Genomic DNA, 22176 nt, shown 5'->3' with positions numbered 1-22176 from the left:
AGAGAAATAACCGGAAGGCCACTAACTGGGTCCTTGCCGCTTTTAACGGTCTCACCAGCATCTGCAGTTCCGCGAAAACCATGTTCGGGTGCGAATACCTTTTTTATCTGGACTTGCTTGCTTAATAAAGTATCCACAAGATGAGTATACTCTCCATTCTTTCTTTTTACTACGGAAGTTTGATTTCCCACAATCCCGATAGTTCTGTTTGCTATCTTCGGAAGTATAAGATCCATCCTGTTTGCGGCTGGTAAAATTTCAGAAGGAACCGAATCTGAAAGTTTTTCCTGTGTAACTACTTCAGAATTTTCCGAAGAGCTTTCACTATGAGCGTTTCCGCAGGAAAGAATTCCAAAAACAAAGAATAATAATGTACTTTTGACCAACCTCTTAATCATAGCAATTTGAATTTCGAGTACTTTATAGTAAAGCGCCTTATTAGCGCGAAAAAATATAAAAGTAGCATATCTGCTCCTATAATAAAAATAGCGATCACCGCAATTGCTATAGGGGTTGTGATGATGCTTGTATCTTTTGCGACCGGCCTTGGTTTGCAGGAGAAAATAAGGGATAAGATCGCTGCATTTAATGGTCATATTAGTATCTCCAGTTACGATAACAATAGCTCCAAAGTCTCATTAACTCCAGTTTCAACAGATCAGGATTTTTATCCCGAATTCACTAGTGTAGACGGCATAGACCATGTGCAGGCAGTTGCAAGTACTTTTGGCGTTATTCGAACAGAGGAAGATTTTGAAGGGATCGTGGCCAAAGGTGTAGGCGCCGATTACAAATGGGATTATTTCGAGGAATTCCTGACGCAGGGTAGATTGCCCAGCTATTCTGATAATCTCAACAACGAAATTCTAATTTCCGAATATCTGGCCAGCAGGCTTAAGCTGAAGAACGGTGACCGTGTGGCTACGTATTTTATGCGTGATGATAGTGATCTGCCCCTGCAGCGTAGTTTTGAAATTGTGGGTATTTACGAATCCGGTTTTCAGGAATTTGATGAGTTGTATATGCTTACAGATATCAGGCATATCCAGAGAATAAACCGGTGGGAAGAGGATGAGATTGGTAATTTTGAAGTTTTCGTAGAAGATTTTGATGAACTTGATTCTAAAGGAAATGAGGTTTATGAGAATACAGGGTCTTTTCTGGATACTCAAACGATCAGTCAGAAATACTACTCGATTTTCGAATGGTTGTCCCTTTTCGATTTTAATATGGCGCTTATTCTTGGTATAATGATCCTTGTTTCAGGAATCAATATGATCACCGCATTATTGGTTTTGATCCTGGAGAGAACCCAAATGATCGGAATGCTGAAAGGACTTGGAGCGGCAGATTGGAGTATTCGGAAGATCTTTCTGTATAATGCCGCTTATCTAATAGTGTTGGGACTCTTCTGGGGAAATTTAATTGGAATTGGTCTGCTTGCGCTTCAGAAATATTTTAAACTGATTCCGCTTGATCCCAGAACTTATTATGTCACCGAAGTTCCAATCTATTTAAGCTGGGATTATATTCTACTCGTGAATATCGGCACTTTGATTCTCTGCATGCTTATGCTGTTAATTCCATCAGTGATCATCTCCAAAATCTCTCCGGTTAAGGCGATCAAATTCGATTAATAATTGCAGCTCTCATAGTTGACGTGGTAAAGCTTGGTTTAAGGCCAAAGGTTTTTTTACATTTGCAGACGTTAAAGAAAAATGTAAGCATGGATTACGCTGAGAATATATTAGGAACCATTGGGAATACTCCTATGGTTAAGATGAACAAGATCGTTGAGGATATCGATGCGCTTGTACTGGCAAAGTATGAAACCTTTAATCCCGGGAATTCGGTAAAAGATAGAATGGCTGTGAAGATGGTAGAGGACGCCGAAGCTAAAGGTTTATTAAAACCAGGAGGAACCATCATTGAAGGAACTTCAGGGAATACCGGAATGGGGCTGGCACTTGCAGCGATCGTTAAAGGTTATAAAATGATCTGCGTAATGAGTGACAAACAGAGCAAGGAAAAGATGGATATTCTTCGCGCAGTTGGAAGTGAAGTGGTGGTTTGTCCTACAGATGTGGAACCAGATGATCCCCAATCTTATTATTCTACTTCCCGCAGACTTGCTGAAGAAACTCCGAACAGCTGGTACGTAAATCAATATGATAATCTCGCAAATCGTGAAGCTCATTACGAATCTACAGGCCCTGAGATTTGGAAACAAACAGATGGAAAAGTAACCCATTTTGTTGTTGGAGTAGGGACTGGTGGAACTATTTCTGGTGTTGGAAAGTATTTGAAAGAAAAAAATCCCGATATTAAGGTTTGGGGAATAGATACTTACGGTTCAGTATTCAAGAAATATCACGAAACTGGTGAATTCGATGAAAAGGAAATTTATCCTTACGTAACCGAAGGAATTGGAGAGGATATTTTACCTAAAAACGTTGACTTTGATGTGATCGACGGTTTTACGAAGGTAACAGATAAAGATGCAGCAGTTTATACGCAGAAATTATCAAAGGAAGAAGGGTTTTTCTTAGGTAATAGTGCAGGTGCAGCGGTAAAAGGGCTGTTACAACTAAAAGAACATTTTACTAAGGATGATGTCGTGGTAGTGCTTTTCCATGACCACGGAAGCCGATATGTAGGTAAAATGTATAATGATGACTGGATGAGAAAAATGGGTTACATTGACTAACACCGGTTATAGAATGTAGGAACTAATTGATTTTTTATATGACTAAGAATGCGTGGTTTTTAACCAGTTTATTCTTTATGCTGTCGCTCTCAATACATGCGCAGGACGATGAAAGGAAAGAATCAGATCTTAAAGTAACTTTAGATCTAAATAATCCTACCAGGGAGATCAACGACGGGGTCACCATGGTTAATGTTGAAGGAGGAAAAGCTCCTTACACTTACAAATGGACAAAGCAAAGCACTTCCCTTCAATCTAATAAATCCACAGGTATAACTGAAGGTCAGGAAGAATCGGTAACTGTGACCGATGCCAACGGAGTAAGTGTTACCAAAAAGTTTAAAATACCTGCTGAAGCGATCACTGAAGTCGTAAACAGTAAAGTGCAGCCGGCAGTAGATTTTCTAGGCGGCATATTATTCTGGGATCCTTTTGCAGCAGTTGGGATCTACGACCCGGTTGTTTATACCAATGATAGAGAAATACCAATCCCGAACTGGGATGCAACTACAAGTAAAACTTTCAGTTTGAAGCGATGGCTGGTTGAGGATGGTGGTCAGGTAGCTGCAGGTGATAAAATCGCTATTATAGAAAGCGAATCTGGAGAGGAGAAAGAGATCTTTTCAGAAGTTGATGGTACCATGAACTACCTGGTTCTGGAAGGCAACGAGATTTTTGACCCAAATGACCAGGATGATGTGATTGAGCAAAATGCTCATATGATCGCCAAAATTGAATTCAACGAGCCTCAGCCTTTGCATCATCCCAATGGTGATGTGATCACGAACTCCATTCCTTTTATCGTGATCTGGCTTATTCTGGGAAGTATCTTCTTTACTATAAGACTTGGTTTCGTAAATATTCGTGGTTTCTCTCATTCTATTCAGTTAGCCAAAGGGAAATATGATGATCCGGATGCACCGGGTAGAATAACACATTTTCAGGCAATGGCTACGGCAGTTTCAGCAACCGTTGGTCTTGGGAATATAGCCGGTGTTGCGGTTGCAATTTCACTTGGTGGGGCCGGAGCAACTTTCTGGATGTTCTGTGCCGGATTCTTCGCGATGTCACTAAAGTTTACTGAGTGTACATTAGGGGTGAAATATAGAGAGATCAACGAAGATGGTAGAATCTTTGGTGGGCCAATGAATTATTTGCGTTATGGCCTGGAGAAAAGAAATATGAAAGGTCTTGGGAAATTCCTTGCCAGCCTTTTTGCAATATTAGGTGTTGGAGCTTCTTTTGGAGGTGGTAATATGATACAGTCCAACCAGGCATTTAAAATAGTTTCTGAACAATTACCTTTTCTGGAAGGTCAGGGATTCTTGTTTGGAGTTGGATTCGCCATCCTTGTTGGAGCGGTGATCCTTGGAGGAATTAACAGTATCGCACGGGTCACTGGTAAAGTAGTACCTGTAATGGCGATTATCTATATCCTAGGTTGCGCAGTTGTGATTGGGGTGAATATTGAAAATATTGGTGCTGCATTTTCAGCGATTTATAACGGAGCCTTTTCCGCAGATGCTTTAAAGGGTGGTTTTATCGGAGTACTAATTGTTGGTCTGCAAAGAGCAGCATTTTCCAGTGAGGCCGGGGTTGGTTCAGCAGCTATCGCACATAGTGCTACCAAAACCAATAATCCTATTGCAGATGGGTTTACTTCTTTAGTAGAGCCTTTTATCGATACGATGGTCGTGTGTACTATGACGGCATTGGTGCTTATTTTTACCGGAATGCATGAAGTAGGCGGTGGAATAAAAGGGGTTGAACTGACTTCAGATGCTTTCGGAAGCGTTATTTCCTGGTTCCCGGCAGTACTGGCACTTGCGGTTTTCTTATTTGCTTTTTCCACGATGGTTTCCTGGTCATATTACGGGATGCGTTCTTGGACCTATCTATTTGGGCAAAGCAAGAAATCTGAAATTATTTACAAAGTCTCATTCCTGATATTTGTAGTAGTAGGAGCATCAGTAAGTCTTGGAGCAGTTTTAAGCTTCTCAGATATGATGATTCTCGCGATGTCATTTCCCAATATCATTGGATTATATATTATGTCTGGGGAAGTCAGAGCTGATATGGAAAACTACTGGGAGCGACTCAAAAACGGAGAATTGTTTATCAATCCTAAATTCAGAGATGCCTGATGAGGTTTTTACTGAAAGATCTATAAAAAACTCTTGCTTCTACGGAAGAGTTTTTTGTTTCATATTAGCAGATGCTTGTAAACAGAGAAATAGAGTGGCTCCTGTAAAATAGAGCAGAACATCAACGAGATCTGCAGTATATCTATCTACAAACTGCGGAAGTATTAATTCAAAATATATAGCATAAAAACAAGTAAGCACTAGCGCCTGGGCAATACTTATTTTGATCGATCTATCCTTTGTGAGGTAATGCACCATTTTCAGACATATGGTCAAAATGATAGGCATGCATAAAAAGTCGTTGAGGTATGATGTGGTCCATTCTGGAAAGTTCACTCCAGTAGACTTTAGAGCTTCGAAAATTATAAAGATCAATGCGTATAGAATAAAGGTGGCATTCAGTAATCTCATAAGAGCGCAACAGATACTACAAAGGCAATTACAATGCCTATTCCAAGTACAATGAGCCAGACTGTGTACCCGGTTCTGGCAAGGAAACGTACAATAGGATTTTTATGTTCTTCTGAAGGTTCCGGTGCTGACTTTCGTTTATATTCTCCGGGTCTTCGACTGGATTTTAATTTAGTTTTCTTCGGATTCTTCTCCATGTTGTACTGGGCTTTCTCGATTAGTTCAGTTGAATGAACTCGACTGCTGAAATTCTATTGATCTTCAAATTAATTTCTAAGATAGAAAAACTGGTCATCCATCAACTCCAATTAATGAAGCTTTATGAAAATCCTGAATCTTCAGAATTATACTAAATTCTATTTCAGAATAAATTTATATAAAGTATTTTCATTGCTGAAATTGAACTTATGAAAAAATTATACTTTTTACTCCTGGCAATACTAATGGTATCCTGTAATGCAACCATGGATACTACGAGCAACGAAACTCCAGAAACTCCGAAATATACCTACCTGGCACTCGGTGATTCTTATACGATAGGGGAGAGCGTTCGGGAAACTGAAAGATGGCCGGTACAATTAACGGAGCAACTTCGAAATAGAAATTATGAGATGGCGGCACCTATGATCATTGCAAAAACGGGATGGACGACTTCAGATCTCTTGCGGGGAATGGACCAGAACCTGGAAGTGCAACGCGATTTTGACCTGGTTTCTATTTTGATCGGGGTAAACAACCAGTATCAGGGAAAACTTATTACAGAATACGAAGAAGAATTACGCCAGATCTTCAGGCGTGCAATCAATCATTCTAAAACCATGGAAAAAGGTGTTTTCGCCGTAAGTATTCCGGATTATGGTTATACACCTTTTGGATCTTCAAACCAGGAGAAAATCAGTGCTGAAATTGACAGGTTTAACCAGGTTTTTAAAAGAGTTGCAGATGAATTTGGAGTAGTGTTCTATAACATTACCCCAATTTCAAGAAATAGCAGCAACCCTGAACTGGTAGCAAGTGATGGTTTGCATCCAAGTGCATTACAGTATCAACTTTGGGTAGAACAATTCATTTCTCAGGTAGCAGAAAAATTACCTAATTAATTTTCTTAGCAGTTCATTTTCAAATGAATAATTTGATACATTCGGAGAGTGAAAGAAGACTTTCTTTATTATCTCTGGAAGTTTCAGAAATTTGATTCCGAATGTCTTAGAACTTCGGAAGGTGAGCCTTTACAGATCATTTCGACCGGTTCTCAAAACGACTTATCTGGTCCCGATTTCTTTAATGCTCATTTAATAATCACTGGAATCAAATGGGCTGGGAATGTTGAAATGCATTTAAAATCATCAGACTGGTACCTGCATCATCACGAAACAGATCCTGCCTATGACAATGTGATCCTGCATGTAGTATGGGAACACGATGAGAATATCTTCCGAAGAAATGGAAGCCTTCTACCAGTATTTGAACTGAAGAATATCGTCGATTTTTCTATGATCGCAAAATACCTTCACCTGCTGGAGAGTCGTCATCATAGTATCAATTGTGAAGACAGTTTTTCTGAATTTTCCAGTTTTGAGATTGACCACTGGTTCGAAAGATTATATTTCGAAAGACTCGAAAGAAAGTCAGCATTGATATTCGAAGTGCTGCAACGTTCCAATAATGATTGGAACACGGCATGCATGATCCTGCTTTTTAGAGCGTTTGGTTTAAACATCAACGGCGATTACTTTTCAAATATAGCGGAAAATCTGGGCTATTCTTTGGTTGCAAAATTAGGCGGGAATCAGTTTTCTTTAGAAGCACTGTTTATGGGTTATTCTAATTTGATCCATGGAGCAGATCAGTATTCAGATGAACTAGGCACAGAATTCGAGTTTCTAAAACACAAATTTCGTATACCTTTAATTGATACTAAACCAGAATTTTTCAGATTAAGACCTGATAACTTTCCTACGATTAGGCTGGCCCAGCTCGCAGGTTTGTATGCTCAGCGAGCCTCATTCTTTTCAGACATTATCGCTGCGAAAGATAGAAATGAAATAAGATCTCTTTTTTCTATTGAGGTTTCAGACTACTGGAAGACTCACTATAACTTTGATAAACCACATAATTGCAGGTCAAAAAAATTAAGCAACTCTTTCTTCGAACTTTTGGTGATCAATTTTGTAATCCCATTGAAATTCGCATTCTCAAAAAGTTCCGGAGAACCAGCGTCCAGTCTCTATGAAATAGTAACAAGCCTAAAGCCCGAAAAGAACTCGATAGTGAATATGTTTAATAATTTAAGAACGGGTACAGTCAGGAATGCACTGGAATCGCAGGCGGCGCTTGAGCTCAAGAAGAATTATTGTAGTAAGGATAGATGTTTGCACTGTGAATTAGGCGCGATAATATTGAAAAAATCTGTTAAATACGCTTAAATTTGTAATATGGCAGGCATGGTATCGAACATGAGACATTATCTCGAAAAGCACGGATTCTACGTATCTACAAGGATGGCAGATAAGATGGGAATTCGCGCTAAGAATGTTCGGTTGTTCTTTATATATGCCAGCTTTTTTACCATGGGTGCAGGCTTTATCGTATATCTGATCCTAGCATTCTGGCTAAAGCTTAAAGACCTGGTCTACACAAAAAGAACCTCTGTATTCGATCTATGAGACAATTAATAGATTCCAGGATCAGACTGGCTGTAGTCTTGATTATTATGGTATTCGTTACCGGAATCGTTGGTTTCAGGTTCTTATATGACTATACGTGGGTCGATGCGCTCTATATGACTATTATTACCGTAAGTACAGTAGGTTATGGGGAAGTCCAGCCTATGGGAGCCTACGGAAAACTATTTACTTCTTTTTTCATTATTTCCGGACTATTCATCTTTGGATTCGGTCTCTCCACAATCACAGAACATATCCTGAATAAAAATAACATTGGTAATCTAAAACGTAATAAAATGAAAAAAAGGATAGACTCCCTGAACGATCATATAATTGTTTGCGGTTACGGTCAGAACGGGAAGCAGGCAGTTCAGAAATTATTAGACTACCGAAAGGATTTTGTTATCATAGATGATCATGAGGAAGTCTTTCAGAATCTGGAAAATGACAGGCTCAATTATATTGTAGGAAATGCTACCGAAGATGAGGTGCTTAGCCTTGCTGGTGTGGAGCGAGCATCGACTTTGATCTGTGCACTTCCCAGGGATGCAGACAACCTGTTCATCGTTCTTTCAGCAAGACAGTTGAAAAAGGATCTTAAGATCATTAGCAGGGCCACGGAAGAAAACAGTTATAAAAAGTTGAAACTTGCCGGTGCAGATAATGTGATCATGCCCGATAGAATAGGAGGAAGTCACATGGCTTCGCTCGTAGTGGTTCCAGATCTGGTCGAATTTCTGGATAATCTTTCTGTCTCAGGAGAGCAGGACAGTATCAATGTAGAGCAGGTCTCATTTTCCAAGATTTGCACAGATGGAGTGGAAAGGTCAATATCTGAAACCGATATTAGGAAAAAAACCGGTTGCTCTGTTATTGGGTATAAATCACCCTCTGGAACCTATGTGGTGAACCCGGAGCCATCTCAACGTATCGAGCGTGATTCTAAGTTGATTATGATTGGCAGACCTGATCAAATTGAGCATTTAAAAAAGTATTATTCGGTTTAGAAATTGGATTCAAATTTTAATAAAAGCCTCGTTTCCTTTAACATGACATTCACAATTTAACTCCCAAAAGTTTGTTTTAGCTCAATTTTTTAGCATATTCACGCGCTGAAAATTTAACTTCATTATAAATAACCAAATTTCCATATGAGAAAGTATTTGCTTTCAATGTTCTTTTTATTTTCGATTGTAGGACTATCTGCACAGGAACTAGACGTAAAAGCCCAGGTAGGAAACCCCTCCAAAGTAATAAATAATGGATTCATTGAACTGGATGTAAAAGGAGGAACTCCTCCTTACCAGTATAAATGGTCCAACCAGGGAACCAGCCTGGAATCTAATAAGACCGCAGGTCTTACAGAAGGTGTTCCTTATACGGTAGTAGTAACTGATGCTGCAGGAAACAAATTTGAAGGCGAGTACCAGGTAGAGGCAGAAGCTATTACCGAACACTTCAATGGAACTTTTTCTCCTATCGTAGCAAGTATGGGAAGTGTCCTTTTCTGGGATCCATTTACGGCTATGGGAGTTTACGATCCTGTTATTTATGCTGATATCAAAAGAATTGAAGCTCCAACCTGGAGTGCTTCTGAAGATGCTAAATTTGTTCTCGAAGAATGGCTGGTGGAAGATGGCGAGCATGTGAACGAAGGAGATCCTATCGCGATTGTTACTAAGAATGACGAAAGCATAGAAGTGCTTGCGAACGCTGATGGTACACTGGATCAATTTCAAGCGGAAGGTGAAGTTATTTATAATTCTGAGAATAAGCAACATGTTATTGAGCAGGGAGCTCAGTACTTTGGCAGCATTGTATATGATGAGCCGGTAGCGCTTCTTCATCCTAATGGAGATCCTCAAACTAAGAATATTCCATTTATCGTGGTCTGGCTTGTTCTTGGAGCATTGTTCTTCACGATCAGGTTAGGTTTTATTAATATTAGAGGATTCAAACACTCCTTGCAACTGGCTAAGGGTAAATATGATGATCCAAACGCTCCCGGACAGGTAACTCACTTCCAGGCTTTGGCTACTGCCGTTTCTGGTACAGTAGGTCTAGGTAATATTGCTGGTGTGGCAGTGGCGATCTCATTAGGAGGTGCCGGTGCAACGATGTGGATGATCCTTGCGGGACTTCTTGGAATGTCTTCTAAATTTGTGGAATGTACTTTAGGTGTAAAATATAGATTCATTAATGCTGATGGTCGTGTGTTTGGTGGTCCAATGAATTACCTGAGATATGGTCTTGAAAAAAGGAACAAAAGAGGTCTTGGTAAATTTCTTGCCGCTTTTTTCGCGATACTTGCGATCGGTGCCTCTTTTGGTGGTGGAAACATGTTTCAGGCCAACCAGTCATTCTCTATTCTTGCTGGAGAATTTCCAATGCTGGAAGGAAATGGATTTATCTTTGGGATCGTAGTAGCAGTATTGGTAGGTATTGTAATTATTGGAGGTATTAGCAGTATTGCTAAGGTAACTGGTAAGATCGTGCCAATCATGGCAGGAGTATATGTATTGGGTGCTCTAGTCGTAATAGGTGTAAATATCGAAAATATAGGTCCTGCATTCACGGCGATCTGGGATGGAGCTTTTAATCCAAGTGCTCTTAAAGGTGGAGTTATTGGTGTTCTCATCGTAGGATTCCAGCGTGCAGCTTTCTCGAATGAGGCTGGTGTAGGTTCTGCAGCGATTGCGCATAGTGCAGCGAAAACGAATCACCCGCCTTCTGAAGGTTTTGTAGCTCTATTAGAGCCATTTATCGATACCGTAGTAGTTTGTACGTTAACGGCATTAGTGTTGATCTTTACAGGAATGCACGAAGTAGAAGGTGTTGGAGGAGTAGAATTAACATCTAGTGCTTTTGGAAGTGTGATCTCATGGTTCCCATATGTTCTGGCAACTGCAGTATTTTTATTCGCATTTTCAACGATGATCTCATGGTCTTATTATGGAATGAGAGCCTGGACTTACCTGTTTGGAAAAAGTAAAATAAACGAAATTATCTATAAAGTTTTATTCTTAATCTTTGTAGTAGTTGGAGCCTCAGTTAGTTTAGGAGCAGTGCTGGATTTCTCAGATATGATGATCCTGGCGATGTCCTTCCCTAATATTATAGGTCTCTATATTATGATTGGAGAAGTTAGTAAAGATCTTAAGGATTACTCAAGGAAGCTTAAGGCTGGAGAGTTATTCCATAAAACTGAAGAGCCAGCCGCATAGGCTCTCTCTAATATGAAATTTTTAAAATCCCATTTCGCGCTTTCAAGAAGTCAGCAGAATGGGATTTTTATTTTGGTGCTGGTCATTATCATCTTGCAGTTGATTCTCTTCGGAAGTGATTATGTATCTAAAGATAGCGAGCCTGTAAATGATGAAGAAATTATAAAATTCCAGAATCAGTTAGATTCTATCCGCAAGCTGAAGCCTATAGTGAGGGATACGATATATCCTTTCAATCCAAATTATTTATCAGATTTCAAAGGATATCAAATAGGAATGAGCGTAGAAGAGATCGATAAATTATTGAAGTACCGTGCTACCAATAAATGGATTAATTCTGCTGAAGAATTCCAGACAGTGACCGGAGTAAGTGATAGTTTGATGATGATCATAGAACCTTCTTTCCGATTTCCTGAGTGGGTTAAGAACTCAGGAAAGCTTCAGAAACCTATAACTGAAAAAGCTGTTGATATTTCGATTGCCGACCTTAATACTGTTTCAGCTGAAGACCTTCAGGTTGTAAATGGCATTGGTGAAAAACTTTCAGAAAGGATCGTGAAATATAGAAAAAGTATTGGAGGTTTTCTTTCCGAAGAACAATTGAAGGATGTGTATGGATTAAGTCCTGATGTGATCACCAGGATCATTGAAAAGTTCCAGGTTGTCAATAAACCACAGGTAATCCTCCAGAATATTAATTCTATCACAGAAGCCGAACTGGCAGAATTGCCTTATTTTAATCCTGCTCTGGCCAGGAAAATTATTAATTACAGAATCATGAATGAAGGGATTCGGTCTTTTGAAGAATTGACAAAAATCAGTGGGTTTCCTTCCGATAAAATCGATAGAATTAAATTATATTTGTCAGTACAGTGATTTTTGTTAAAAAATCGATCTGAAATTGTAAATATAATAATTGCTAATACGGCCTTTTTGCCGGAAAAAAATATAGAAATGAGTAGATATTTTACAGAGGAACATGAGCTTTTCAGGAAGAGTTTCCAGGAATTTCTTCAGAAGGAAGTAGTGCCTCACGTAGATAAATGGGAAGAAACCGGAACCATTGAAAGGTTTATCTGGAAGAAGTTTGGAGAAATGGGTTATTTCGGTCTTAATCAACCGGAAGAGTATGGAGGAATGGCCCTAGATCTGTTTTATACGATTATATTTCTTGAGGAACTTCAGAAAGTAAACTCAGGTGGTTTTGCAGCAGCGATGTGGGCGCATGCTTATCTTGCTATGACGCACTTAAAGGTTGAAGCCAGTCATGAGCTCAAAGAGAAATACCTTACACCTGCGATTGAAGGTGAAATGATTGGTTGTCTTGGGATATCAGAACCATTTGGAGGATCTGATGTTGCTGGTATGAAAACTACGGCTGTTAAGAAGGGTGATCATTATGTGATCAATGGTTCGAAAACTTTTATCACCAACGGAGTGTATGCAGATTTTTATGTGGTAGCTGCAAAAACAGATCCTGAAAAAGGAAATAAAGGAATGAGCATGTTCCTGTTGGATAAAGAGTTTGCAGGAATTTCAGCAAATAAACTAAATAAACTGGGCTGGAGAGCATCAGATACTGCAGAACTTGCATTTGATAATGTAAAAGTACCTGTTGAGAATTTACTTGGTGAAGAGGGAATGGGCTTTAATTATATCATGCAACATTTCGCTCTAGAGCGTTTGATCATGGGTGTAAACGCTCATGCACGCTCAGAATTTGCACTGGAATACACGATGGGTTATATGCAGGAGCGTGAAGCTTTTGGACGTTCCCTGGACAAATTTCAGGCATTGAGACATACTGTTGCCGAAATGGTAAGTGAAGTAGAGGTGATCAAAGAGTTTAACTATGCAACGACTCAACGTTTGAATGATGGGGAATATGTAGTAAAAGAGGCAAGCATGTCTAAACTACTAGCGACTAAAATTTCAGACGAGGTAATGTATAAATGTCTGCAAATGTTAGGTGGATACGGATATATGGAAGATTACCCAATGGCAAGAATGTTCCGTGATAGCAGGTTAGGACCAATTGGCGGTGGAACTTCTGAAATTCTGAAAGAGATTATCGCAAAAATGGTAATCGATAAGAAGGAATACAAGCCAGCAGCTAAGTAGCATTTTTGCGAAAATTCATTTTCGCGTAAAAATGGTAATTGATAAGAAAGAATACAAGCCTGCAGCTAAATAGTATTTTTGCGAAAATTCATTTTTCGTCCGAAAATGGTAATAGATAAGAAGGAGTACAAGCCAGCTGCTAAGTGGGCGAATAATTATTATAAGAAAATAGCCCTGGAATTTCCGGGGCTATTTTTTTAAACTCTTATAAAAGGTTCTCCTGATCTTTTCTCCGTTAATAAAAAATTCACTGGCTTCTTGATCAGTATAAAATTCAGAAGTGAGCGATTCATCGAGTGCGATTTCCTCTTCAGTAGCACCCTGATCGATTTTCTTCTGAACATTTTCCCGGATACTTTTTAGCATAGATAGATAATTTGAATAATCCTCATAGCTTGCGAGATCACCATGTCCCGGAATTATCTTTGTTTTTTCATTGATAATAGACAGGCCTTTTTCCGCAGCTTCAATATCACCATCTACACTACCGCCGCTACTCAAATCTATATAGGGAAACATTCCGTTGAAAAAAGTGTCACCAGTGTGTAGAACATTACTTTGTGGTAGGTATACAAGCGCATCACCATCTGTATGAGCGTTATGAACGTGCAATACCATCACATCATTTGCATTGATATGTAGATTTAACTGGTCATTAAAAGTAATAACCGGAATGCCAGCGGTACTGTCTGTTGCTTTCTCTTTCAAGCGTTCGCGCACATTTTGATGCGCCAGAATAAGCGCTCCCTGATCATCAAAGTTTTCGTTCCCACCAGTATGATCTCCATGATGATGTGTGTTCACCAGAAATCGAACGGGCTGTTCACTAATAGTAGCGATAGCTGCGATCAATTTATCTGATAGCGCCGCGAATTGATCATCTATCATGAACACTCCATCTGGCCCTGTAAGAATTCCAATATTCCCACCAGCACCCTGTAAGAGGTATACCTCTTTGGTAATCTGCTGCGTTTTAATTTCCACCTGTTCCATATTCTGGAATGCAAAACTGCTGCAACTGCAGGCAAAGGCAAATACTATTGATAGTGTAAGTTTTCTCATGGGAGCATACATTATTTAGGGAAGTTAGGTAAAATAGGCTTAGGTCATATTAATAAGGAAATAAATCGCTAAATCATTGGGAGATATAATAATTGAATTATCTTTGCAGCCGATTCCAAAAGAGAGGAGGTTATGACACTATGTTAATTATACCAGTTAAAGACGGAGAAAATATAGATAGAGCTCTTAAGCGTTTCAAGCGAAAGTTCGACAAGACCGGAACTATGCGCCAGCTAAGAAGCCGCCAGCATTTTACGAAGCCATCTGTAGAGCGTAGAGCTCAGATTCAAAAAGCGGAGTACATCCAGCATTTGAGAGACGCAGAAGATATCTAGAGATATCAACAGGCCTTTGTAAAGCTGAAAATTATAAGAACTGTTGCTAGTTTAAAGTTTACTAACTTTGACTATCAACAGTTTTTTTATGCCTTTGAAATCCTTTCTTGAGTATCTTCAGTTAGAAAAGAATTATGCCGAAACTACCATTAGGGCATATAAGGCAGATCTCACCCAATTTCAGAAATTTATTAATCAGGAATTTTCCGAAGAGAAGATTGAGAAAGTATCATACAACCAGATTCGAAACTGGATCGTGGAGCTTTCAGATTCTGGTATTTCGAACCAGAGCATCAATCGAAAAATGTCCTCTCTTAAAGCTTACTATAAATTTCTACTGAAAACTTCAGCGATAGAAAGTTCTCCACTTGCAAAACATCGATCCCTAAAAGCGGCAAAGAAAATTCAGGTTCCGTTCTCTGAAAAAGAGGTTTTGGCTGTACTGGATGATTTTCATGGTGATACTTTTGAAGAGCTGCGCGATAAATTGATGATAGAGCTATTTTATTCTACGGGAATAAGAAGGGCAGAATTAATCAATATAAAAGAGCAGGATCTTGATTTAGGTAGTAATATGCTAAAAGTCCTGGGGAAAAGAAATAAGGAGCGTTATATACCGTTATTGAAACAGGTGGTTAGCACGGCAGAAAGGTATGTGTCACTTAAGCGCTCTAATCCATTGCTGCGAGATTGTCCTTATTTGTTCGTTACGGCGAAGGGATACAAAAGCTACGAAAGCCTTGTTTATAGAATTATAAATAATTATTTTAGTAAGGTGTCTGGTAAGGTTAAGAAGAGTCCGCATATACTGCGTCACACTTTTGCCACGCATTTATTGAACCAGGGAGCAAATATGAATGCTGTAAAAGAATTGCTGGGACATTCAAGTCTGGCATCTACGCAAGTTTATACGCATAATAGTATTGCTGAATTGAGTAAAATTCATAAGAGTGCTCATCCCAGGAACAATAATAAGTAACCGCTCTTTTATTTGTTTAATTAAATTCAACCTGATTATGAAAATGAATCTGCAGTCTGTGAACTTTAATGCTGATCAAAAGCTAATTGACTTCACTCAGAAAAAACTAGATAAGCTTGACAATTATTTTGATAAAATTATCCATGCGGATGTATTCTTTAAAGTTGAAAATACCAGTGGCAAGGAAAATAAGATAACAGAGATCTTATTGAGTATTCCCGGGGGCGAGCTAATGGTTAAAAAGACCTGTAATAAATTCGAAGCTTGTGTGGATGAATGTGTTAGTTCATTACAAAGACAGCTCATCAAGAAAAAAGAAAAAATGAGTACCCATGTTTAGGAGATTTTTTTTCTAATAATGTTTTGATAAAGAAATAATTTATATACATTTGCAGTCCGTTAGAAATAGCGGACTTTTTTATGCGGAATTTTAAGCATAAAAGGCCGATGTAGCTCAGCTGGCTAGAGCAGCTGATTTGTAATCAGCAGGTCGTGGGTTCGAGTCCCTCCATCGGCTCTTAATGAAAAGCTTCCCTGAAAGGGGAAGCTTTTTTGTTTGAATATGGTAGGGATGAGAAGCCTCCCCTGAGCGTAGTCGAAAGAAGTCCCTTCATCGGCTCCTCATAATTAGCTTCTCCGAAAGGAGCAACTTGTTTGTTTGAAATTTGGCGTAACGCCAGTTCTGAGGAGGATTGGAAGCAAATCTCCTTCAACGTAAAAAAAGCCTCTTATTTGAGAGGCCTAATTTTGTATTCAGAATTTTATTCTTAGTGCAGGGCGTCAAGTTGCAACAACTTACTGGTGCGCTCCTGAACAGCTTTGAAGCCATCCTTGTCTTCACGAGCATCTCTATTCCAGAATGGAATCATTTTATCCAATTGTTTACGAAATTCTTTAGTTCTTACTTTTTCTGGAAATGCAATCTGCATAACTTCCAGCATAATATGAACAGCAGTAGAAGCACCCGGTGAAGCTCCAAGTAAAGCTGTTATTTTGCCATCTTTACTATGCACTACATCTGTTCCAAATTCCAGAACTCCTCCTTGCTCTTTATCTCGTTTAATGATCTGAACTCGCTGGCCGGCCACTTTTAATTCCCAATCCTCCGGTTTAGCATCTTTCAGAAAAACCTTTAATTCATCTACCCGGTCTTCGTGATTCATTCGCACCTGGTCGATAAGATAGGTGGTAAGCGGAAGATTGTGCCAGAAAACTCCCCACATAGATGGAATATTGTCAAAACGTAAGGATTTAGGCAAGTCAAGAATGGAACCTTCTTTAAGAAATTTGGTACTGAAACCTGCAAATGGTCCAAAAAGCAATTCTTTCTTACCATCAATGAATCTCGAATCCAGATGAGGTACAGACATTGGAGGTGCATCCACACCAGCCTTACTATAAACTTTAGCATCATGCTGCTTGATTATATCTCTATTTGTACACGAAAGCCACTGTCCGCTTACAGGAAAGCCACCATACCCATTTTTTTCTGGGATCTCGACTTTTTGTAATAAGGGCAAGGCGCCTCCTCCAGCACCTATAAAAATGTGTTCTGCGTCGTAGTATGATTTTTCACCTGTATTCAGATCTTTAACTATAGCCGACCAGTCTTCGGGTCCATCAGGGTCAATGTCAAGAACTTCCGTGTTTCTTATAACCGGAACTTTAAAATGATTTTCTAAAAGTTCAAAATATTGTTCAGTTAGAGAACCGAAGTTAACGCCAGTTCCCAATTCCATACGGGTTGCCGCCATTTTTTCACCAGGTTCACGATCTTTCATAATCAGCGGGAACCACTTTTTCATCGTTTCATGATCTTTGGTGAATTCCATTTCTTCAAACATGAATTCAGAACTCATACGCTCGAACCTCTTCTCAAGAAATTCGACATTATCTTCGCCTTGCACCCATGCGTGATGCGGAATACTATGAATAAAACTCTTGGGGTCTTTAATTAATTTCTGACTGGTTAAATGCGCCCAGAACTGTTTCGATTTTTCAAACTGCTGAAAGGTATCAATAGCTTTGGAAATATCTACAGAGCCATCTTCCTGCTCAGGAGTATAGTTCAGCTCACAGAATGCTGAATGTCCAGTACCTGCATTATTCCATGCCTTTGTACTTTCCTGTGCGATCTTATCCAATCGTTCAAAGATGATAATCTTAATTTCCGGATCTATTAATTTCAGCATAAGAGCAAGGCTTGCACTCATAATACCTCCACCGGCACAGATCAGGTCATATTCGGTATTCGTTTTATTCATATTTGTTTTTTTTACAAAATATGGAACACTGTTCTTCTTTTGACCCAAAGAAATATTAAGAAATAAAAAAAGGAGCCAAATGGCTCCTTTAAGTAGTTCTTTTTCTAAACTAGGAATTTTCCACTTCCTGCGCCTGCACTTTATCTTCCAGTTTTTCTTCTTTTCTACGTTCCTTCAGAAAGCTTTTCAATTCCTCACCATACTTGGACTTCTTGATCTTTGGTTCCAAAGAATTATAAATAGTATCCAGGTACTTGATGTTAGCATCAAAAACTTCAGATAGTGCAAGATAGGGTGCTATTTCATGTTGTTTGTTATTCAGTGCGAAATTTACAGTATAGAGATACTTTCTACGTAGTAATTTATCATACTTCTGGTCGATCTCCATGAGTTTCTCCTCATCCTGATCTTTTTCTGCTTCAAAACTTGCTTTGATCAAATCCAGGTTTTGATCATTAAACCTGCTTATCATTTTCCGGTATTCAATTAACTTCTCCTGGTTCACAGACCCAATTACTTCTGCACTGGTTTCAAACTTATCCAGTTTTGTGTTGATAGTGATCTGCCCTTGATCTGCGAAGAAATCTATACGATCATCGTATTGGTTGTTGTCAACCTTTTCAAGATACAGGTACATGATCTGTGGACTCTCCAGATAGGTTTCCATAGAAAATTTTGGATCTCCGGTTACCTGAACTGAGTCTACATTTACCAATGCAGTGTCTTCAATTTTTTGAAGATACAAAGTTCCTTTTTTCAGACCTTTGATCTCTCCGTTTACAATCAGGTTGCTTTCTTTTTCGGAACAGGCACTAATGCTGATCAGAATAACTAAAAGAAGAGCTAATTTTTTCATTGTGGGATGCAGTTTTAAAGTGCGCAAATATCTTATATTTTTCTGTTTATTACTAACTGGTAGCCGCTAATTGCATTAAAATTGTACACAAAATAGCGCCATAAGTACCCACCACATAACCAAAGACTGCCAGCAGTACACCTACCGTAGCAAGCGATGGGTGAAAGGCTGCTGCAACTACCGGAGCTGAGGCTGCCCCACCTACGTTGGCCTGGCTTCCTACCGCAAGGAAAAAGTACGGCGCCTTTATAAGTTTCGCAGTTATAACCAGTACGATCACATGAATTAGAATCCATACGAGACCTATCGCCAGAAGTCCCGGATTATCAAATACCGATGTCAGGTCCATTTTCATACCGATGGTAGCAACAAGGATATAGATAAATATGCTTCCAATTTTACTGGCACCAGCACCTTCGTATTTTTTAAATTTGGTAAACGAGAACATGATACCCAGGGCAGTAGCGATCGTGATCATCCAGAAGAACTGGGAAGAAAAGGAGGAAAGTGCACTTTTACCATCATTGAAAATATCAAAATTCGCGGTTAGGTATGTAGAAATTCCATCTGCTCCCCAATGTGCTATACCAACTGCACCAAATGCCAACGCCAGCATGATCATAAAATCCGGTAGCATTGGAATCCTGTTAACGCTTTCAGCGTAAGTGCTAACTTTAACTTTCAGTTCTTCAATGGCTGAATTGTCTGCCTGTAGCCATCGATCAATTGCTTCATTTTTCCCGATTCCCATCAAAACAACAGCCATCCAGAGGTTGGCAACGATAATGTCGACAAGAACCATCCCTCCATAAAGATCCTGATTGTATTCGTAGATCTCGAGCATTGCGGCCTGGTTCGCACCACCACCAATCCAACTACCTGCAATTGTAGAGAGGCCACGCCAAACTGCATCTGGACCAACACCGCCTACCGTTTCCGGAGAAAATACAGAGATGAGTAAAATCGCTAGCGGTCCCCCAAGAACGATACCAAGGGTTCCGGCAAAGAACATAATAAGAGCTTTGGGACCCAGGTTAAATATTGCCTTCAGGTCTATACTTAAAGTCATTAAGACCAGAGCAGCAGGTAAAAGGTATCGACTGGCTACAAAATAAAGTTGTGAAATGTCATCATCTATGAGTCCAACCGAATTAAATATCGCCGGGATGAGGTAGCACATAAGTAGTGCGGGAACGACTTTATAAAATTTACTCCAGAATCCTTCTTTTTGAGAAGAGGTGTAAAACACAAAACCCAGAGCGATCATTAATAGTCCGAAGACGATCGCATCATTGGTGAATAAGGCAGTTGTTTCCATAGAATTTTTAAAAGTTGAGCGGCAAAATACAATTTTTAAAATTTATGCCGGTCTCCTTTTCAGTTATTGCAACAGGATCTCGCGAATACTTTTCGCTACTCCATCTTCCTTTCCGGAAGCGGTAACCATGTGCGCTATTTCAAGCACTTCAGGCTTGGCATTCCCTACGGCGATTCCTAAACCAACACCCTGCAGCATTTCCTTATCATTATAGTTATCTCCAAAAGCCATGCTTTGTGAGAGAGGTAGGCGAAAATGCTCATTTAGTAAATGCTCTACGGCAGTAAGCTTTGATATTTTTCGGGGTGCGATCTCAAGGTAACTTGGTTTGCTTCGGTATACGTGCAGATCTTTACCATGATTTTCGATAAGGAAATCCCTGATGCTATCGATGTTTTCCTCTTCACCCATCGCCATAATCTTATGTGCGCCTTTCCCAGCAGCTTTCCAGGTTTCTAAAACTTCAGCATTACTACTCAGTGCCGGTTGCACCTTAGTATTGTTAATTTCTCTACGCGTCCAGAAATCTTCTCTGGGAACATACCATTCGTCAGCATGAAAGAGACTTAGATGTACATCATCTGCAATATTAAATTGGTGCAAGCTTTCCAGCGTACTAATGGGAATTTCCGTAGAACTTACAGCTTTTCCATCTACGAGTATGAGTCCGCCATTGTAGGAGATAATTGGATGATGTTCTATCCCAAGCTTTTGCTGAAGATGACGCATGGCTGCCGGCATTCTGGAACTAATTAAAATGAAAGGAATATTTTTTTCTTCCAGAGATTGAATGGTTTGTATGGTAAGTTGTGAGAGGTCACGGTCAGCATTTAATAGCGTGCCGTCAATATCTGAAAATACTATTTTGAACATTATTCCTGGTCGTTTTTTGGTTTTGGGTGTCGCTTTGAGTCTTTCAGGGCTTTATTAAGCATCCACTCGATCTGTCCATTGGTACTTCTAAATTCATCAGCTGCCCATTTTTCGATCGCTTTTAGCATATCTTCATCTACCCGAAGTGCGAATGCCTTTTTCTTACCCATAATTTAGTCAAGTTCCTTTACAAATTCAGTTAAAATTGAAATTAGCTCGGGGTGCAAAGGTAAGTTTGGTTCATTATATGATTTTGAATTTACCAGTCGATCTTTTGCTTCAATTTTTCTAAATATGTGATTCATTTGATCCAGAATTACTAATTCTGAATTCTCATTCGCCTCAGCCAGCTTTTGAGCCTGCTCTTCACTCACCTGAATATCTGAGGTACCATTTACTACAAGAACGGGGATCTTAAGTTTACTGATTTCTTCTGAAGGGTTATATTTCATCCAGCTTGCCATGAATGGTTGAACTGAAGGTCTAAACACTGCTTCCAGCATAGGACTATAGTTAGAAGTTTCTCCATTTTCCGCCATTTCATCAAAAGCGGTACGTGCACTTACTCCTAATTCAGGAGCCATGTTCGTGACCTGCTCCGTAATGATCTCGTCAATAGGATCTGCAGCGCCGGCTAATGAAATAAAGGCATCAACGTATTCCTGAGCGACCAGTATCCCAATAAGACTACCTTCGCTGTGTCCCGCTATGATGATGTTGCTGAATTTTTCTTCTTTTCTGAAATGCATTACTACATTTTTCGCATCCTCTACAAAATCCTCAAAGATCATATCTTTCTCACTTAACTGAAGTTCTTGTGCTTTAAAGATTCGTTTGTCATATCTAAAAGAAGCAATACCATTGCCTGCCAGTTCCCGGGCTATTTTCTTTATTCCGTCATTCTGTAACATAGGCTGATTACCATTTCTATCTGTAGGGCCAGACCCCTGGATGAAAATGATGAGGTATTTATTATTTTCCTCGGTCGGTTTGGTTAATGTACCATCTGTAAATTTATCTATACTTAATTTAATTTCTGTAAATGTTGTATCCTGCGCTACTGTGGTAAGCGAAGAAATGATCATCAAAACAAAACAAATTAATTTCTTCATTTTTTATAATTTTTAAAATTCTTGTTGATCGCTCTTTTTGCCAGATCAGGTTTATCTGTACCAATTAAAAAGCGTTCATATTTTTTGTAATGATCTGTATGCCT

General features: G+C 39.3%; 23 protein-coding genes and 1 tRNA gene. 14 read left to right on the top strand and 10 right to left on the bottom strand.

The window, feature by feature from the left end:
- A partial coding sequence (locus QZ620_RS07900) for an exo-beta-N-acetylmuramidase NamZ domain-containing protein (RefSeq protein ID WP_295180518.1) occupies positions 1–398 on the bottom strand: 398 nt, incomplete at its 3' end.
- Positions 399–404: 6 nt separating this feature from the next.
- Here QZ620_RS07900 and QZ620_RS07895 point away from each other — a divergent pair.
- The 3 genes from QZ620_RS07895 to QZ620_RS07885 all read left to right on the top strand — a co-directional run bounded on the left by QZ620_RS07895 (position 405) and on the right by QZ620_RS07885 (position 4851).
- Complete coding sequence (locus QZ620_RS07895) at positions 405–1637, top strand: FtsX-like permease family protein (RefSeq protein ID WP_295180516.1); 1233 nt, start codon at positions 405–407, stop codon at positions 1635–1637.
- An 89-nt stretch (positions 1638–1726) separates the two neighbouring features.
- Entirely contained in the window at positions 1727–2707 is a 981-nt protein-coding gene (locus tag QZ620_RS07890) for a PLP-dependent cysteine synthase family protein (RefSeq protein WP_295180514.1), read from the top strand.
- A gap of 38 nt (positions 2708–2745) precedes the next feature.
- The gene (locus tag QZ620_RS07885; protein WP_295180512.1) at positions 2746–4851 is read left to right on the top strand and encodes an amino acid carrier protein; all 2106 of its coding nucleotides are present in this window, start codon (positions 2746–2748) and stop codon (positions 4849–4851) included.
- 39 nt (positions 4852–4890) lie between these two features.
- Here the strand turns inward: QZ620_RS07885 and QZ620_RS07880 are convergent, their stop codons facing one another.
- Both QZ620_RS07880 and QZ620_RS07875 read right to left on the bottom strand, forming a co-directional pair.
- Positions 4891–5262: a hypothetical protein gene (locus tag QZ620_RS07880; RefSeq protein ID WP_295180510.1), complete on the bottom strand. Its 372-nt coding sequence runs from the start codon at positions 5260–5262 to the stop codon at positions 4891–4893.
- A complete protein-coding gene (locus QZ620_RS07875; protein WP_295180508.1) occupies positions 5259–5459 on the bottom strand; it encodes a hypothetical protein in 201 nt (66 codons plus the stop codon). Before QZ620_RS07875 ends, QZ620_RS07880 begins: the two co-directional genes overlap by 4 nt.
- Positions 5460–5669: 210 nt before the next feature.
- Here QZ620_RS07875 and QZ620_RS07870 point away from each other — a divergent pair, with 210 nt between their 5' ends.
- From QZ620_RS07870 to QZ620_RS07840, 7 genes are all read left to right on the top strand, one after another.
- A complete protein-coding gene (locus QZ620_RS07870) occupies positions 5670–6362 on the top strand; it encodes an SGNH/GDSL hydrolase family protein (protein ID WP_295180506.1) in 693 nt (230 codons plus the stop codon).
- 48 nt (positions 6363–6410) lie between these two features.
- Positions 6411–7688, top strand: coding sequence for a DUF2851 family protein (locus QZ620_RS07865; protein WP_295180504.1), 1278 nt, complete (start codon positions 6411–6413; stop codon positions 7686–7688).
- Between the two features lie 9 nt (positions 7689–7697).
- Complete coding sequence (locus QZ620_RS07860; protein ID WP_295180503.1) at positions 7698–7928, top strand: PspC domain-containing protein; 231 nt, start codon at positions 7698–7700, stop codon at positions 7926–7928.
- Positions 7925–8935, top strand: coding sequence for a TrkA family potassium uptake protein (locus QZ620_RS07855; protein ID WP_295180502.1), 1011 nt, complete (start codon positions 7925–7927; stop codon positions 8933–8935). Before QZ620_RS07860 ends, QZ620_RS07855 begins: the two co-directional genes overlap by 4 nt.
- A gap of 144 nt (positions 8936–9079) precedes the next feature.
- Positions 9080–11152, top strand: coding sequence for an amino acid carrier protein (locus tag QZ620_RS07850; RefSeq protein WP_295180500.1), 2073 nt, complete (start codon positions 9080–9082; stop codon positions 11150–11152).
- A gap of 12 nt (positions 11153–11164) precedes the next feature.
- The gene (locus QZ620_RS07845; RefSeq protein ID WP_295180499.1) at positions 11165–12028 is read left to right on the top strand and encodes a helix-hairpin-helix domain-containing protein; all 864 of its coding nucleotides are present in this window, start codon (positions 11165–11167) and stop codon (positions 12026–12028) included.
- 78 nt (positions 12029–12106) lie between these two features.
- Positions 12107–13273 (top strand): acyl-CoA dehydrogenase family protein, encoded by a 1167-nt coding sequence (locus QZ620_RS07840; protein WP_295180498.1) that lies wholly within the window; start codon positions 12107–12109, stop codon positions 13271–13273.
- A 189-nt stretch (positions 13274–13462) separates the two neighbouring features.
- Here the strand turns inward: QZ620_RS07840 and QZ620_RS07835 are convergent, their stop codons facing one another.
- The gene (locus QZ620_RS07835) at positions 13463–14335 is read right to left on the bottom strand and encodes an MBL fold metallo-hydrolase (protein ID WP_295180496.1); all 873 of its coding nucleotides are present in this window, start codon (positions 14333–14335) and stop codon (positions 13463–13465) included.
- Positions 14336–14475: 140 nt separating this feature from the next.
- Here QZ620_RS07835 and rpsU point away from each other — a divergent pair, with 140 nt between their 5' ends.
- From rpsU to QZ620_RS07815, 4 genes are all read left to right on the top strand, one after another.
- Positions 14476–14670, top strand: coding sequence for a 30S ribosomal protein S21 (gene rpsU, locus QZ620_RS07830; RefSeq protein ID WP_026915408.1), 195 nt, complete (start codon positions 14476–14478; stop codon positions 14668–14670).
- Between the two features lie 88 nt (positions 14671–14758).
- Positions 14759–15649, top strand: a complete 891-nt coding sequence (locus QZ620_RS07825; RefSeq protein WP_295180494.1) for a tyrosine-type recombinase/integrase — start codon at positions 14759–14761, stop codon at positions 15647–15649.
- 37 nt (positions 15650–15686) lie between these two features.
- Positions 15687–15989: a ribosome-associated translation inhibitor RaiA gene (gene raiA / locus QZ620_RS07820; RefSeq protein ID WP_295180493.1), complete on the top strand. Its 303-nt coding sequence runs from the start codon at positions 15687–15689 to the stop codon at positions 15987–15989.
- 103 nt (positions 15990–16092) lie between these two features.
- Positions 16093–16166, top strand: a tRNA-Thr gene (locus tag QZ620_RS07815).
- 250 nt (positions 16167–16416) lie between these two features.
- On the opposite strand, the gene mqo is transcribed toward QZ620_RS07815, so the two are convergent.
- The 6 genes from mqo to QZ620_RS07785 all read right to left on the bottom strand — a co-directional run bounded on the left by mqo (position 16417) and on the right by QZ620_RS07785 (position 22072).
- The gene (gene mqo, locus QZ620_RS07810; protein WP_295180491.1) at positions 16417–17913 is read right to left on the bottom strand and encodes a malate dehydrogenase (quinone); all 1497 of its coding nucleotides are present in this window, start codon (positions 17911–17913) and stop codon (positions 16417–16419) included.
- Between the two features lie 109 nt (positions 17914–18022).
- Entirely contained in the window at positions 18023–18769 is a 747-nt protein-coding gene (locus tag QZ620_RS07805; protein WP_295180489.1) for a DUF4369 domain-containing protein, read from the bottom strand.
- Between the two features lie 52 nt (positions 18770–18821).
- Complete coding sequence (locus QZ620_RS07800; protein WP_295180486.1) at positions 18822–20087, bottom strand: DUF819 family protein; 1266 nt, start codon at positions 20085–20087, stop codon at positions 18822–18824.
- A gap of 63 nt (positions 20088–20150) precedes the next feature.
- The gene (locus QZ620_RS07795; protein ID WP_295180485.1) at positions 20151–20960 is read right to left on the bottom strand and encodes an HAD family hydrolase; all 810 of its coding nucleotides are present in this window, start codon (positions 20958–20960) and stop codon (positions 20151–20153) included.
- Positions 20960–21130 carry an Arc family DNA binding domain-containing protein gene (locus QZ620_RS07790; protein ID WP_295180483.1) on the bottom strand — a complete coding sequence of 57 codons (171 nt, stop codon included), beginning with the start codon at positions 21128–21130 and terminating at the stop codon, positions 20960–20962. Before QZ620_RS07790 ends, QZ620_RS07795 begins: the two co-directional genes overlap by 1 nt.
- 3 nt (positions 21131–21133) lie before the next feature.
- On the bottom strand, positions 21134–22072 hold the full coding sequence (locus tag QZ620_RS07785) for an alpha/beta hydrolase (protein ID WP_295180481.1): 939 nt from the start codon (positions 22070–22072) through the stop codon (positions 21134–21136).
- Between the last annotated feature and the right edge of the window lie 104 nt (positions 22073–22176).

Origin of the sequence: uncultured Christiangramia sp., from assembly GCF_913046405.1 — a bacterium.
Classification (GTDB): Bacteria; Bacteroidota; Bacteroidia; order Flavobacteriales; family Flavobacteriaceae; genus Christiangramia; species Christiangramia marina.
The sequence above is the reverse complement of the archived record's forward strand: the minus strand, read 5'-3'. Positions and strand labels throughout refer to the sequence as shown.

Excerpts from the sequence above, each read along its gene's own strand:
- QZ620_RS07870 (WP_295180506.1), top strand. The coding sequence starts at position 5,670 with ATGAAAAAATTATACTTTTTACTCCTGGCAATACTAATGGTATCCTGT.
- QZ620_RS07885 (WP_295180512.1), top strand. The coding sequence starts at position 2,746 with ATGACTAAGAATGCGTGGTTTTTAACCAGTTTATTCTTTATGCTGTCG.
- QZ620_RS07825 (WP_295180494.1), top strand. The coding sequence starts at position 14,759 with ATGCCTTTGAAATCCTTTCTTGAGTATCTTCAGTTAGAAAAGAATTAT.
- QZ620_RS07875 (WP_295180508.1), bottom strand. The coding sequence starts at position 5,459 with ATGGAGAAGAATCCGAAGAAAACTAAATTAAAATCCAGTCGAAGACCC.
- QZ620_RS07860 (WP_295180503.1), top strand. The coding sequence starts at position 7,698 with ATGGCAGGCATGGTATCGAACATGAGACATTATCTCGAAAAGCACGGA.
- QZ620_RS07790 (WP_295180483.1), bottom strand. The coding sequence starts at position 21,130 with ATGGGTAAGAAAAAGGCATTCGCACTTCGGGTAGATGAAGATATGCTA.
- mqo (WP_295180491.1), bottom strand. The coding sequence starts at position 17,913 with ATGAATAAAACGAATACCGAATATGACCTGATCTGTGCCGGTGGAGGT.
- QZ620_RS07800 (WP_295180486.1), bottom strand. The coding sequence starts at position 20,087 with ATGGAAACAACTGCCTTATTCACCAATGATGCGATCGTCTTCGGACTA.
- QZ620_RS07855 (WP_295180502.1), top strand. The coding sequence starts at position 7,925 with ATGAGACAATTAATAGATTCCAGGATCAGACTGGCTGTAGTCTTGATT.
- raiA (WP_295180493.1), top strand. The coding sequence starts at position 15,687 with ATGAAAATGAATCTGCAGTCTGTGAACTTTAATGCTGATCAAAAGCTA.
- QZ620_RS07785 (WP_295180481.1), bottom strand. The coding sequence starts at position 22,072 with ATGAAGAAATTAATTTGTTTTGTTTTGATGATCATTTCTTCGCTTACC.
- QZ620_RS07845 (WP_295180499.1), top strand. The coding sequence starts at position 11,165 with ATGAAATTTTTAAAATCCCATTTCGCGCTTTCAAGAAGTCAGCAGAAT.
- QZ620_RS07795 (WP_295180485.1), bottom strand. The coding sequence starts at position 20,960 with ATGTTCAAAATAGTATTTTCAGATATTGACGGCACGCTATTAAATGCT.
- rpsU (WP_026915408.1), top strand. The coding sequence starts at position 14,476 with ATGTTAATTATACCAGTTAAAGACGGAGAAAATATAGATAGAGCTCTT.
- QZ620_RS07805 (WP_295180489.1), bottom strand. The coding sequence starts at position 18,769 with ATGAAAAAATTAGCTCTTCTTTTAGTTATTCTGATCAGCATTAGTGCC.
- QZ620_RS07850 (WP_295180500.1), top strand. The coding sequence starts at position 9,080 with ATGAGAAAGTATTTGCTTTCAATGTTCTTTTTATTTTCGATTGTAGGA.
- QZ620_RS07835 (WP_295180496.1), bottom strand. The coding sequence starts at position 14,335 with ATGAGAAAACTTACACTATCAATAGTATTTGCCTTTGCCTGCAGTTGC.
- QZ620_RS07880 (WP_295180510.1), bottom strand. The coding sequence starts at position 5,262 with ATGAGATTACTGAATGCCACCTTTATTCTATACGCATTGATCTTTATA.
- QZ620_RS07840 (WP_295180498.1), top strand. The coding sequence starts at position 12,107 with ATGAGTAGATATTTTACAGAGGAACATGAGCTTTTCAGGAAGAGTTTC.
- QZ620_RS07890 (WP_295180514.1), top strand. The coding sequence starts at position 1,727 with ATGGATTACGCTGAGAATATATTAGGAACCATTGGGAATACTCCTATG.